This window comes from Streptomyces verrucosisporus, from assembly GCF_017114865.1.
Taxonomy (GTDB): Bacteria; Actinomycetota; Actinomycetes; order Streptomycetales; family Streptomycetaceae; genus Streptomyces; species Streptomyces fenghuangensis.
Genome location: NZ_JADEYH010000004.1, coordinates 133,329 through 145,838 on the forward strand (window position 1 = coordinate 133,329; position 12,510 = coordinate 145,838).

Below are 12,510 nucleotides of genomic sequence, written 5' to 3' on the forward strand. Positions count from 1 at the left end.
CGGACGTTGACCGGATGACGACGACAGCGACACCTGTCCTGTGGGCGACAAGCCCGGGAGGCACGATTCATGAGTGAGCGAGCTCTGCGCGGCACGCGACTCGTGGTGACCAGCTACGAGACCGACCGCGGTATCGACCTGGCGCCGCGCCAGGCCGTGGAGTACGCATGCCAGAACGGTCATCGGTTCGAGATGCCGTTCTCGGTTGAGGCCGAGATTCCGCCGGAGTGGGAGTGCAAGGTATGCGGTGCCCAGGCGCTCCTGGTCAACGGCGAGGGGCCCGAGGAGAAGAAGGGCAAGCCCGCGCGTACGCACTGGGACATGCTCATGGAGCGGCGCACCCGTGAGGAGCTGGAGGAGGTGCTGGCCGAGAGGCTGGCGGTCCTGCGCTCCGGGACCATGAACATCGCCGTGCACCCGCGGGACAGCAAGCGCAAGTCCGCCTGACGGCGGCACGCGGCACCGCACCGCGGGAGCACGTGGGCGAGGGCCCGACCACCGGCCGGTGGTCGGGCCCTCGCCCACGTGTGCGTCCCGCCGAGAACGGCTAACGCGCTCCCCCGCCCTCCCCGCCGCGGGCATCGCGCTCGTCCTCGCGCACGACCTCTCCCTCCACCACCTTGCCGTCGGGCCGGTGGATTCGGAACTGCTCCTCCGCCGTGCGCGCCTGCCGCAGGGAGTCCCCCAGGGATCCGGGGGCGAAGCCGGTACGGCTGCCGAGCCGGCGCTCCACCGTGCGGCGCAGCAGCGCGGCCGTCGGCGGGAAGACGCACAGCAGCCCGGCCGCGTCCGAGATCAGCCCCGGCAGCATCAGCAGCAGGCCGCCGAGCATGGTCAGCCCGTGCCCGCCCCGGTCGGCCCGCGGCTCCGGTCCGGACTCGGCGCCCGGCTGGAGGCTCTCGACGGTCTCGACCAGACCCCGCCAGGCGCGGCGTCCCGCGCGCTTGACGACCGCGGCGCCCAGTACCGCCCCCGCGACCAGGACGATCAGGACGACCAGCCCGTTCGTGGCGTCCGCCAGCAGGGTCAGCAGCCAGATCTCCAGGATCACGAAGGCGGCCAGCCCCAGGGGTACGAAGCTGCGCCGGGGGCGGCGCCGGGGTCCGGTGCCGGGAGACCCCGGGCCCTGCGGTCCGGGGCGGGAGTGCCGCGGAGGCGGCTCGTACGGGTACGGTGCGCCGGTCGTCATGTCATCCAGTGTGCCTGCGGCCGAGCGCCTGGTTCACACGGGACCGCACACCCCAGGCGGTGACCCTCCACAGGGCCTCGGCGACGATGTCCCGGTTCATCTTGCTGTCGCCGCGCTCGCGCTCGACGAAGGTGATGGGCACCTCGACCACCTGGTACCCGGCCTGCACGGCGCGGTGGGCCAGGTCCACCTGGAAGCAGTACCCCTGGGAGGCCACGTCGTCCATGCCGAGCCCCAGCAGGGTCTCCTTGCGGAACGCCCGGTAGCCGCCGGTGACGTCCCGCAGGGGCACGCCCAGCAGCAGCCGGGAGTAGGTGCTGCCGCCGCGCGAGAGGAACTTGCGGTGGCCCGGCCAGTTGACCACCCGCCCGCCCGGGACCCAGCGCGAGCCCAGCACCAGGTCGGCGCCTTTGAGCGCGGTCAGCAGTCTGGGCAGCTCCTCGGGCTGGTGGGAGCCGTCCGCGTCCATCTCGACCAGGACGTCGTAGCCGTTGTCGATGCCCCAGCGGAAGCCCGCCAGGTAGGCGGCACCCAGCCCCTCCTTGCCCTCCCGGTGGAGGACCTCGACCCGCTCGTCCTCGGCCGCCAGTTCGTCGGCGACCTTCCCCGTACCGTCGGGGCTGTTGTCGTCCGCGACCAGGACGTGGGCCTCGGGGACGGCGGTGCGCACTCTGGTGACGACCGGCCGGATGTTGTCGACCTCGTTGTAGGTCGGAATGATCACGAGGATCCTGCCGAGCGGATCCTTCCGGCGCTGCCCCGCCTCGTTCACTGCTGCCGCCTCTTCTCGTCCGTCCCGTTCACCCCGTGTACCCGCCCCCGTCGGCCGGTCGCGAAGGCCGCGGCGCAGGACAGGAGGCCCACCATAGCGAGCACCCACTCCGGTGCGGGGCCGATCCGGTCGGAGAGGGTGGTCTCGTCGCGCAGCGGGAGGTCGGCGGTGACCACGTCCTGCGTGAACTCCTCCGTGCGCCGGCCGATCGTGCCGTCGGGGGCGACGACCGCGCTGATGCCGCTGGTGGCGGCGGTGACCACGGCCCGCCCGTGCTCGACGGCCCGCAGCCGGGACATCACCAGCTGCTGCTCGGGCTGGCCGGTGTTGCCGTAGGTGGCGTTGTTGGTCTGGATCACCAGGGCGCGGGCACCGTCGTTGACGGTGTCGCGCACGATCTCGTCGTAGGCGACCTCGAAGCAGATGACGTCGCCGAGCCGGGCGGGGCCGACGTCCATCACCCCGGTGCTCTGGCCGGGCCAGAAGTCGCGCGGGACGCGCTGGAGGCGGGTGATGACCTTACTGAGCTGGTCGCGGTAGGGGACGTACTCGCCGAAGGGCACCGGGTGCTGCTTGGTGTACGAGGCTCCGGGACCGGTCTCGGGGTCCCAGACTATGCCCTGGTTCTCGACGTAGCCCTCGCGCTCGGGATGGTCGACGAGGGCGCCGACCAGTACGGGGACGCCCACGGCCCTCGCCGCCCGGTCGATGGCGTCGTACGCCTGCGGGTACCGGTGCGGGTCCAGGTCGGAGGCGTTCTCCGGCCAGATCACCAGGTCGGGCCGCTCCTCCAGGCCCGCCTCCACGTCCTCGGCCAGCTTCAGGGTGGCCTCGACGTGGTTGTTGAGGATCAGCATCGGGCGGCCGAGGAAGTCCATGCCCGGCTGCTGGACGTTGCCCTGGACGACGGCGATGCGGACGGTGTCGGCCGCCGCGGTGCGGACCGGCACGGCCAGGCCGGCCGCGGTCACGGCCGCCGCCAGGGCGGCCGCCCCGGCGGCGGCGAGGGCCGGGCGCGCCGTACGGGAGCCGGCCGCCGACGGGGAGCCGGTCCCGTCCCCCTCGTCCGTCTCCTCCGCTCCGCGCCGCCGGGCGACGGCCGCCGCGCCCCGGACGGCCGCCGCGGCGAGCAGGCCGCCGGTCAGCGCGACGGCGAAGGTCACCAGCGGGGCGCCGCCCAGGGCGGCCAGCGGCAGGAACGGCGAGTCGGTGACGGCGAAGGCCAGCCGTCCCCAGGGGAAGCCGCCGAAGGGGATCCGGTCGCGCGCCCACTCCTCGGCGACCCACAGACAGGCGCCCCACAGCGGCCACAGCGGCAGCCGCGAGGTCGCGGCCAGCCCGGCGCCCATCGGCACGAAGAACAGCGACTCGACCAGGGACAGGCCGAACACCGCGTCCCAGCCGATCACATGGAGCCACTTCAGCAGCACGAGGAAGAACGGCAGCCCCATGGCCAGACCGAGCCAGGCCCCCTGGCGGGCGGTACGCCCCCGGGTGAGGAGGGCGAGGACGGCGACCGCGGCGACCGACAGCGGCCACACGTCGTACGGGGGGAAGGCGGCGGCCAGGGCGACACCGCTCACCGCCGCGGCCGCCGTGCGCCACGCCTCGCGGCGTGCCCACCCGGCCAGGCGGACGGGCAGCCGGGGCGCCGGGCGGGCACCGGCCTCGCCGGCGGCCGGGGCGGGGGCGTCCCCGGCTTCCCCGGCGGCGCGGGCCGGGGTACCGGCCGGGACGGTCGTACGGCGGTGCTGCGGCTCGTCCGGATGGCCGGCGGCCGCGCCGCCGGTCTCGGCTTCGGCGGTGGTCTCGGGGCCCGATGGCACGGTCGCGGCCTTTCTCACAGGTCGTGCGGTGACGAGCCCGACCGTACAACGCCCGGCGCCCCCGCGGGGACGGGGTGGGACGCGGGGCCCCGCCCGGGGGCGGGGCAGGCGGCCCCGCACGGCCGGTGGGCGGAGGGGGCGGGGCGGAGAAGGGGCGGGGGCATCCCATCCTCGGGATCGGGGCCCGGCGCCCTTCGGGCCGACCTGGGACCCGCTGGCTGCGGATCGGCCGAAAGTCGTTGTCTACTGAGCCTCCGGGCCCCCACCCGGGTCGCACCGCCGACCGGCCGGAATCGCTCCGTCCCCGTGCCGCGGACGCTGGGTCTGGCTCCCGGCCGTACGCCGGTGCGACGCACCGCCCATGACCCAGCTCGCTCGACGACTGTGCGCGGAGGATCCCCGGTCGGACGTCCTGTGGTGGACCCGGCAGAACCTACCCGCCGACCGCCACGGCCTGTCAACACCCCCACGACCTGCGGCGTTTCCCCAAAGCAGCAGGTCAGTGCGGAGGGGCCCGCCGCGGGAGGGCAGACCTGTGGGGACATCGTTCGGCGGTATGGCCGCCTTCCGTCACCCGTTCGGGTGTTCGTAGACCGTCCTTCCCCCGACGACCGTCCGCAGGCAGACGGGCAGCGGGCGCCCCGGACCGAGGTCGGGCAGGCCGGGGGTGCCCGAGCGCGGATCGGTGGACCATGCGGCGATCCGGCCGTCGGGCACCTGCACCACCAGGTCGCCGGTGCGCCACAGGGCGTAGTCGGCCGGGGCTCCGGGGACGAGGACGCCCGCGTCGTCGCGGCCGATCGCCCGCCAGCCGCCGCGGGTGTGGGCTGTGAAGGCGGCGCGGACGGAGATCCGGTGCTCGGGGGTGCGGTGGAAGGCGGCGGCGCGCAGGGTGCCCCAGGGGTCGAGCGGGGTGACGGGGCTGTCGGAGCCGAGCGCCAGGGGCACACCGGCGCGCAGCAGGGCCGCGTACGGGTTGAGGGTGCGGGCGCGCTCGCGGCCCAGGCGCCGGGCGTACATACCGTCCTCACCGCCCCAGGCGGCGTCGAAGGCCGGCTGGACGGAGGCGGTCAGGGCCAGCTCGGCGAAGGCCGCGACGGTGGCCCCGGTCAGCATCTCGGCGTGCTCGACACGGTGCCGGGCGGCGCGCACCCGCTCCAGGCCGACCCGCTCGGCGGCCGCGCGCACCCCCTCGGTGACGGCGGTGAGGGCTGCGTCGCCGATGGCGTGGAAGCCCGCCTGGATCCCGGCCTCGGTGCAGGCGGCGACGTGGGCGGCGACGGCGTCGGCGTCCAGATGGCCGGTGCCGCGGTGGCCGGCGTCGGCGTAGGGCTCGTGCAGATGGGCGGTGTGGGAGCCCAGGGAGCCGTCGGCGAAGAGGTCGCCCGCGGCGCCGAGGGCGCCGAGTTCCCGCACCCGCCGAGCGCCCCCGGGGGAGGTGATGTGTTCGGCCCAGTAGCCGAAGACGCGGGGTCCGGGCTCGGCGGCGGCCAGCTCCAGCAGGCCGGTGAGGTCGTCCTCGCCGGAGATCTCCGGTCCCGCGCACTCGTGGAGGGTGCCGATGCCGCGGGAGGCCGCGTGGCGCAGGGCGGCGCGCTGGGCCTCGGTGCGCTGGGCGGGGGTGATGGAGGCGTGGGCGACGGCGCGCACCGCGTGGTGGGCGTCGCCGGTCAGGGCGGCGCCGGGGGTGTAGCCGGGCAGCTCCGTGACGCCGGGGGCGCCGGGGACGAGGTCGAGCAGCGCGGTGGTGGCCAGGGCCGAGTGGACGTCGACACGGGTGAGGTAGAGCGGCCGCCGGTCCGCGGCCTCGTCGAGCTCGGCGCGGGAGGGGAGCCGCTGTCCGGGCCAGGCGGACGCGTCCCAGCCGTGGCCGAGCAGGATCCGGTCGCCGGGACGGGACCGGGCATGCTCCCGTACGCGCTCCAGGAGCTCGGCCGGGGAGCGGACGCCGGCCAGGTCGAGGCCGGTGAGCGCCAGGCCGGTCGCGGTGGCGTGGACGTGGGAGTCGGTGAAAGCCGGGGTGACGAGCGCGCCGTCGAGGTGGACCACCTCGTCGACGCCGTCGGCGAAGGAGTCCGCGGCCCCTTCCGAGCCGACCCAGGCGATGCCGCCGCCTTCGACGACCATGGCGGTGGCGAAGGGGTCGGCGGGGCTGTGGACCTCGCCTCCGCGCAGGAGGACGGTGCGGGGGCGGCCGGGGTGGCCGGGACCGCCGGGGCCTTCGAGAGGGGCCGTGCTGTCGCTCATGGCTGCCAGTCTCCCCCTCACCCGCCGCTCCCGGCCGCCGGGGTCGCCCGTACGCGGCGCGGAGGCCCTCACACGCGGGGCGGCCGGGCCTCGTAGGGGGTGGACAGCACGACGGTGGTGCGGGTGGAGACCCCGGCCAGGGAGCGGATGCGCGCCAGCAGGTGCTCCAGCTCGACGGGGGCGGAGACCCGGACCTTGAGGATGTAGTTCTCGTCGCCCGCGACGCTGTGGCACGCCTCGATCTCGGGCACCTCGGCGAGCCGGTCGGCGATGTCGTCCGGGGCGCTGGGGTCGAACGGCTTGACCGAGATGAAGGCGGTCATGGGCAGTCCGACGGCCTCGGGGTCGACGATGGCCGCGTAGCCGCGGATGACACCGCGCTGCTCCAGCCTGCGGACGCGCTGGTGCACCGCCGAGGTCGACAGGCCGGTGGCCCTGCCCAGGTCGGTGTAGCTCATCCGCCCGTCCCTGACGAGCAATTCCACGATGCGACGATCCAGCTCCTCCACGACAGGCAACCTACTGCGCCGGGCGCACCACGGCACACCGTTCGGCCTGTCGATGCCCCCGGGGCGCGGGCATGTGACGAACGCCACACCCGCGCTCCCGTGTCCGGGAGGGTGCGGAGATTACGGATGGGCAACGGAGGGAAATGCTTGCTGTGGCCGGGACACCCTCGATCGGACACCCGGCAGCCCGTCCAAGGGGGATTGCATGCGCAAGGTGAAGTCGCTCCACGCCGGTCACCCGGACGCCGAGGCCCAGGAGGAGAGAGCCGAGGCCCATGAGACCTATGAGACCTACGAGATCTTCCGGGTGGTCTGCCCGGACTGCGCGCGGCCGATAGCCCTGCTGGCGGACGAGGAGACGCTCCCCGAGCACGCGCTGTGCCCGACTCCGTGGAATCCGTTCGGCCTGACGGTGTGCCAGGGCTCGGGACGTCCGGTGGAGGACGCCGGGACGGAGGGCCCCGAGCACGAGGCCCGCGAGCAGGACGCCGCGATGCTGCTGACGCTGCCCGAGGGGCTGCACTGGCGGATGCAGCCCTTCTCCCACGCCGGGGGCCCGGGTACGCACCCGATGCGCGTTCCGCACGGCCGGCACCCGCGCCACTGACGGCCCGCGCCGTCCGGCCGGAAGGACCCCGCGCCCGGAGAAGCACCGCACGCCCGGACACCGCCGGGCACGGACGCACCGCGGCACGGACGGCGGTCCGCGCCCGGGCCTTTCGGCGGCGCGGACCGCCGTCGCGCTCAGCGGCTCTCGGGGCCGGCCAGGTGGCGGGCGACGACCACCCGCTGGATCTGGTTGGTGCCCTCGACGATCTGCAGCACCTTGGCCTCCCGCATCAGGCGCTCGGCCGGGTAGTCGCGGGTGTAGCCGTAGCCGCCCAGCAGCTGGACGGCGTCGGTGGTGACCTTCATGGCCGTGTCCGTGCAGAACAGCTTGGCCATCGCCGCCTGCCGGGCGAAGGGCTCCCCCGCGTCGCGCAGGCGTGCCGCGGCCAGGTACAGGGCGCGCCCGGCCTCGATCTGGGTGGCCATGTCGGCCAGCATGAACCGCACGCCCTGGAAGTCGGAGACGGGGCGGCCGAACTGCTCGCGCCCGGCGGTGTAGGCCAGGGCCTCGTCGAGGGCGGCCTGGGCAACCCCGATCGCGCAGGCGGCGATGCCGAGCCGGCCGGAGTTGAGGGCGTCCAGGGCGATGGCGAAGCCCTGCCCCTCGTCGCCGACCCGGCGGCTGTCGGGGACGCGGACCCCGTCGAAGTGGACCTGGGCCGTCGGCGACCCGCCCATCCCCATCTTGCGCTCGGGGGCGGCGGCGCTGAGCCCCTCGGCGTCACCGGGGACGAGGAAGGCGGTGATGCCGCGCGGTCCGTCTTTCCCGGTGCGGGCCATGACGGTGTAGAAGTCGGCGATGCCGCTGTGGGTGATCCACGCCTTGGTGCCGTCGAGCACCCAGTCGTCGCCGTCGCGGACGGCACGGGTGCGCAGCGCGGCGGCGTCGGAGCCGGAGGACGGCTCGGACAGGCAGTACGCGCCCAGCAGTCCGCCGGTGAACATCGCCGGAAGGTGCTCGGCGCGCTGCTCCTTGGAGCCGTAGTGGGCGAGCGCGTGGCAGGCGAGGGTGTGGACGCTGACGCCCAGGCCCACGGTGAGCCGGGCCGCGGCCAGCTCCTCCAGGATCTGCAGGTACACCTCGTAGGGCTGGTCTCCGCCGCCGAACTCCTCGCCGTAGGGCAGTGAGAGCAGGCCGGACTCCGACAGCAGGGTGAAGGTCTCGCGGGGGAAGCGGCCGCTCTCCTCCTCCTCGGCCGCGACCGGACGGATCTCGCGCTGGGCGAGTTCGCGCACCAGGGTGAGGAGGTCACGGGCCTCCTCGGTGGGCATCCGGCGTTCCACCGGCTGGGGGCCGTACTCGGTCATCTCGGCGCTCTCCTCCCTGTCGGGGGCTGCGGCGGCGGGCGCTCGGGGTGGGGCGCCGCCACCGGGAAGTGGTGGTACCGGCCGATGTCGCTCTCGGGTCGCGAGAGCGGCTGACCAGCGGCTGTGGCGATTGGAGTATGCCCGATCGGCGGCCCGGCGTCACCGCGGGGCGAGGATCGCGGCGGAGACCGCGGCGCAGATCACCGCCGGTTGTCGGTGCCCGCTGTCACACTCCACCGTATGCGGGACGGCCACGGCCCCGGGCGAGGGGGCGGACGGGAACGGGAGGGCGCGGTGCGCTGGGCGGTGGCGGTGACCGCCGAGGGCACGGCCCTGTTGTGCCCGCTGGACGGGCGGGGGCGCGCGGCGGGCCCGGTGGTGACCGAGCCGGACGTGGCGCGGGCCGTGGCGGACCGTACCGCCTCCGGCCCGGTCGCCCGGTGGGTGTGGCGGTCGACGGCGCAGGTGTACCCGCGGCTGCTGGAGGCCGGGGTGCGGGTGGAGCGGTGCCATGACACGGAGGCGTGCGAGGCGCTGCTGCTGGGCCACGAGGGGCGGTGGGGCGAGCCTCGTTCGCTGTCGGCGGCCTGGGCGCGGCTGCACCGGGCGCCGGTTCCGGACGACCCGCCGCTGCGCGCGGCCGACCGGCAGCCCTCGCTGTTCGCCCCGGGCCCGGTGCCGCTGCCGCCGGGCACGGACCCGCTCGCCGCCCTGCTGGAGGTGTACGCCGGCCAGTTGCGGCGGGTGGAGGCGGCCGGGCATCCGGAGCGGATGCGGCTGCTGCTGGCCGCGGAGTCCGCGGGGACGCTGGTGGCGGCGGAGATGAACCGCGCGGGGGTGCCCTGGCGGGCGGACGTCCACCGCGAGCTGCTGCGGGAACTGCTGGGCGAGAGCTATCCGGGCGGCGAGCCCGCCCGGCTGGCTCAGCTGGCCGAGGAGGTCTCGCGCGCCTTCGGGCCGGGGGCGCGGGTGCGGCCGGATCTGCCGGCGGACGTGGTCAGGGCGTTCGCGCGGGACGGGATCCGGCTGTCCTCGACGCGGGCGTGGGAGCTGCGGAAGATCGACCACCCGGCCGTCGCCCCGCTGCTGCGCCACAAGACGCTGTACCGGCTGCACACCGCGCACGGCCGGTCCTGGCTGCGCACCTGGGTGCGCGACGGCCGCTTCCGTCCCGAGTACGTGCCCGGCGGCTCGGTCACGGGCCGCTGGACGAGCAACGGCGGGGGCGCTCTGCAGATCCCCAAGGTGGTGCGGCGCGCGGTGGTGGCCGATCCGGGGTGGCGGCTGGTGGTCGCCGACGCCGACCAGATGGAGCCCAGGGTGCTGGCCGCCGTCTCCCGCGACCGGGGGCTGATGGAGGTGGCCGGGAGCGGCCGGGACATGTACTCGGTGCTGTCGGACCGGGCGTTCGGCGGCGACCGGGACCGGGCCAAGCTGGCGCTGCTGGGCGCGGTGTACGGGCAGACCTCGGGGGACGGCCTGCGGCACCTGGCGGATCTGCGGCGCCGCTACCCGGCGGCGGTGGCGTACGTGGACGAGGCGGCGCGGGCCGGCGAGGAGGGCCGGCTGGTGCGCACCTGGCTGGGGCGCACCTGCCCGCCCGCGGCCGCCCGGGAGACGGACTTCGGTGACGGCGGGGTCGGCCCGCCCGAGGCGGACGCGCAGGGCCCGCCCGGCGACGGCGCGGCCCGGGCCCGCGGCCGGTTCACCCGCAACTTCGTGGTGCAGGGCAGCGGGGCCGACTGGATGCTGCTGGTGCTGGCCTCCCTGCGGCAGTCCCTGGCCGGGATGCGCGCCGAGCTGGTGTTCTTCCAGCACGACGAGGTGATCGTGCACTGTCCGGCACAGGAGGCGGACGCGGTGGTGGGGGCCGTACGCGCGGCGGGCGAGCGGGCGGGCCTCGCGGCCTTCGGCGAGACCCCGGTGCGCTTCCCGTTCACCACGGCCGTGGTGGAGTGCTACGCGGACGCCAAGTGAGCGGGGGTTTTCGGGGATCACGGCGGTGTACGCGTCCGCGCAGGTGCTCGCGTATCGCGCGGGAGGAGTACGCCTTGTCGGCCGGGACCGCCTCCGGCCTGGTGCGGGGACGTCCACGGCGGTACTGCCGGGCCACCCCCACCGACGCGGTGCCGCTCTCGGGCAACGACACGTCGCCGACCGCCCACACCTCAGGGGCGATCGTCCCGTACGGCTTCTCGGCGGTCCGTCGCCGCACCGGCAGCGGACCCCGCGGCGACTGGGTTCACGACCCGCCGCATGGTCCACACGTTCCCGGCCGGCCACCGGCCGGACCGATTTGCGCCGCCCGTGGCCGCGGCATCGGAAACGAGGCGTGGACGCCTCCTTGCGCACCGGGGGCGCCGGCCGTCCGGCGGGACGGCCCCGCAGATCAGGGGGAACGTAACCCCTTCACCGGTTCCCCTGCGTGCCGAAGGCGCGGCGGAGTGTTCTGGTCAGGGACTCCAGCGCCCCGGCGTAGCCGTGCCGCGGCGGGGTCGCGTACCCGACCACCAGGCCGGGAGGCCGGGAGCCCGGCGCCACGCAGTACTCCCCCAGACCGCTGACCGCCAGGGACTCGTGTCGGGCGGCGTGCAGCACCTCGTGCTCCGACGGACCGTCCTGCGGCCAGTGCACCACGGCGTGCAGCCCCGCGTTCTCGCCCAGCAGACGAACCTGCGGCACCCTCTCGGCGAGGACCGCGCCCAACTGGTCCCGCCTGCCGCGGTAGTGGCTGCGGCAGTGCCGCACGTGGCGGTCGTACGCCCCCGAAGTGATCAGTTCCGCCAGCACCATCTGGGTGAGCGCCGCCGAGTGCTGGTCGGCGATCCGTTTGGCCGCCGTGACCGGCTCGACCCAGTCCGGGGGCAGCACAAGCCAGGCCAGCCGCAGACCGGGGGCGAGCGTCTTGCTGGTGGTACCGGCGTATATGACCCGGGACGGTTCCAGCGCCTGGAGCGTTCCTATCCGGCGCCTTCCGTACTGGAAATCGCCGTCGTAGTCGTCCTCCACGATCACCGAGCCGGTCGCGCGGGCCCAGGCCAGCAGCTGTTCGCGGCGCTCCTGGGACAGCGACACCCCCAGCGGGTACTGGTGGATCGGGGTCACGAGCGCGGCTTCGGCGTCCAGCAGTTCGGGCCGCAGCCCGTGCTCGTCCACCTCGACCGGGTGCGCGGTGAGTTCGGCCGTCCGGATGATCTCCCGGAAGAGCGGGTACGACGGGTCCTCGATCGCGAGCTTTCCGGCTCCGTGACCCGCCAGCACCCTCGCCAGCAGACCGATCGCCTGGGTGAAGCCGTGGCAGACGACGATCCTGTCCGGCTGGGCGACCACTCCGCGTGCCCGGCCGAGGTAGTCGGCGAGAGCCTGGCGCAGTTCCGGGCGGCCACGGGGATCCCCGTAGTCGAGTGCCTCCGCCGACGCCTCACGCAGCACCCGCTGGGTGGCCCTGACCCAGGCCGTCCTGGGGAAAAGCGTCACATCGGGCATCGCGGGCCTGAGGTTCCAGCGCCACGGGTTCCTGGTGCCGGGGTCGGCCGCCTGCTCCGGTGACACGGCGCTGCGCGGTAAGGTCACCCGGGTCCCGGAGCCCTGCTCGGCCTCCAGCCGCCCTTCGAGGGCGAGTCGGCGGTAGGCGCTGGTGACCGTCCCCCGGGCCAGGCCCAGTTCCTCGGCGACGCCGCGTGTGGAGGGCAGGCGCGTGCCCGGCCGCAGGCGCCCGGAGTCGATGGCCCGGCGCAGCGCCGCGGCCAGTTCCTCCGAACGCCCGTGCCGCCGGCGCAGGTCCAGGTCCAGCTGGAGGTCGAGGAAGCGGACGCCCGGTGCGGAGGGCCGGGCGGACCGGTCCGCGGGGCGCGGCGCACCGTTCCCGTCGTGCCGGGGCCCTTCGGCGGGTCCGCCGTCCGGCGATACGCGGTGGCGGTGTTCGTCGCCCCGCGTCGGTGCCGCGGCCCGTCCTGTGCCGGGACCCTCCACACCAGGCGGTACGGTGCGATCGCCGAAGCGCATTCTGCTCCCCCTTCTCGCTCTGTTCGCCCGGGTCCCCCGCCGGCC

At 75.2% G+C, this 12,510-nt stretch carries 10 protein-coding genes and 1 pseudogene; 3 read left to right on the forward strand and 8 right to left on the reverse strand.

Features of this window, described 5'->3' with window-relative positions:
• Positions 1–69: 69 nt before the first annotated feature.
• Positions 70–447 carry an RNA polymerase-binding protein RbpA gene (locus tag IQ279_RS07845; protein ID WP_093656502.1) on the forward strand — a complete coding sequence of 126 codons (378 nt, stop codon included), beginning with the start codon at positions 70–72 and terminating at the stop codon, positions 445–447.
• Between the two features lie 100 nt (positions 448–547).
• On the opposite strand, the gene fxsA is transcribed toward IQ279_RS07845, so the two are convergent.
• The 5 genes from fxsA to IQ279_RS07870 all read right to left on the reverse strand — a co-directional run bounded on the left by fxsA (position 548) and on the right by IQ279_RS07870 (position 6,543).
• Positions 548–1,189, reverse strand: a complete 642-nt coding sequence (gene fxsA, locus IQ279_RS07850) for an FxsA family membrane protein (protein WP_206347615.1) — start codon at positions 1,187–1,189, stop codon at positions 548–550.
• Position 1,190: 1 nt separating this feature from the next.
• On the reverse strand, positions 1,191–1,961 hold the full coding sequence (locus tag IQ279_RS07855) for a polyprenol monophosphomannose synthase (RefSeq protein ID WP_206347616.1): 771 nt from the start codon (positions 1,959–1,961) through the stop codon (positions 1,191–1,193).
• On the reverse strand, positions 1,958–3,787 hold the full coding sequence (gene lnt, locus IQ279_RS07860; protein WP_206347617.1) for an apolipoprotein N-acyltransferase: 1,830 nt from the start codon (positions 3,785–3,787) through the stop codon (positions 1,958–1,960). Before lnt ends, IQ279_RS07855 begins: the two co-directional genes overlap by 4 nt.
• 570 nt (positions 3,788–4,357) lie before the next feature.
• Positions 4,358–6,034 (reverse strand): amidohydrolase, encoded by a 1,677-nt coding sequence (locus IQ279_RS07865; protein ID WP_206347618.1) that lies wholly within the window; start codon positions 6,032–6,034, stop codon positions 4,358–4,360.
• A gap of 68 nt (positions 6,035–6,102) precedes the next feature.
• Entirely contained in the window at positions 6,103–6,543 is a 441-nt protein-coding gene (locus tag IQ279_RS07870; RefSeq protein WP_206347619.1) for an Lrp/AsnC family transcriptional regulator, read from the reverse strand.
• A 205-nt stretch (positions 6,544–6,748) separates the two neighbouring features.
• On the opposite strand from IQ279_RS07870, the gene IQ279_RS07875 reads away from it, so the two are divergent.
• Positions 6,749–7,150 carry a hypothetical protein gene (locus IQ279_RS07875; protein WP_241027769.1) on the forward strand — a complete coding sequence of 134 codons (402 nt, stop codon included), beginning with the start codon at positions 6,749–6,751 and terminating at the stop codon, positions 7,148–7,150.
• Between the two features lie 137 nt (positions 7,151–7,287).
• Here the strand turns inward: IQ279_RS07875 and IQ279_RS07880 are convergent, their stop codons facing one another.
• Positions 7,288–8,460 (reverse strand): acyl-CoA dehydrogenase family protein, encoded by a 1,173-nt coding sequence (locus IQ279_RS07880; protein WP_206347620.1) that lies wholly within the window; start codon positions 8,458–8,460, stop codon positions 7,288–7,290.
• 240 nt (positions 8,461–8,700) lie between these two features.
• On the opposite strand from IQ279_RS07880, the gene IQ279_RS07885 reads away from it, so the two are divergent.
• A complete protein-coding gene (locus IQ279_RS07885) occupies positions 8,701–10,437 on the forward strand; it encodes a bifunctional 3'-5' exonuclease/DNA polymerase (RefSeq protein WP_206347621.1) in 1,737 nt (578 codons plus the stop codon).
• A gap of 31 nt (positions 10,438–10,468) precedes the next feature.
• Here IQ279_RS07885 and IQ279_RS07890 read toward each other — a convergent pair.
• Positions 10,469–10,552, reverse strand: a pseudogene (locus IQ279_RS07890) (IS5/IS1182 family transposase); the annotation flags it as partial.
• A 317-nt stretch (positions 10,553–10,869) separates the two neighbouring features.
• Entirely contained in the window at positions 10,870–12,465 is a 1,596-nt protein-coding gene (gene pdxR / locus IQ279_RS07895) for a MocR-like pyridoxine biosynthesis transcription factor PdxR (protein WP_241027770.1), read from the reverse strand.
• Positions 12,466–12,510: the final 45 nt, after the last annotated feature.

Coding starts and splice junctions, on each gene's coding strand:
- IQ279_RS07865 (WP_206347618.1), bottom strand. CDS start 6,034: ATGAGCGACAGCACGGCCCCTCTCGAAGGCCCCGGCGGTCCCGGCCAC.
- pdxR (WP_241027770.1), bottom strand. CDS start 12,465: ATGCGCTTCGGCGATCGCACCGTACCGCCTGGTGTGGAGGGTCCCGGC.
- IQ279_RS07885 (WP_206347621.1), top strand. CDS start 8,701: ATGCGGGACGGCCACGGCCCCGGGCGAGGGGGCGGACGGGAACGGGAG.
- fxsA (WP_206347615.1), bottom strand. CDS start 1,189: ATGACGACCGGCGCACCGTACCCGTACGAGCCGCCTCCGCGGCACTCC.
- IQ279_RS07875 (WP_241027769.1), top strand. CDS start 6,749: ATGCGCAAGGTGAAGTCGCTCCACGCCGGTCACCCGGACGCCGAGGCC.
- IQ279_RS07845 (WP_093656502.1), top strand. CDS start 70: ATGAGTGAGCGAGCTCTGCGCGGCACGCGACTCGTGGTGACCAGCTAC.
- IQ279_RS07880 (WP_206347620.1), bottom strand. CDS start 8,460: ATGACCGAGTACGGCCCCCAGCCGGTGGAACGCCGGATGCCCACCGAG.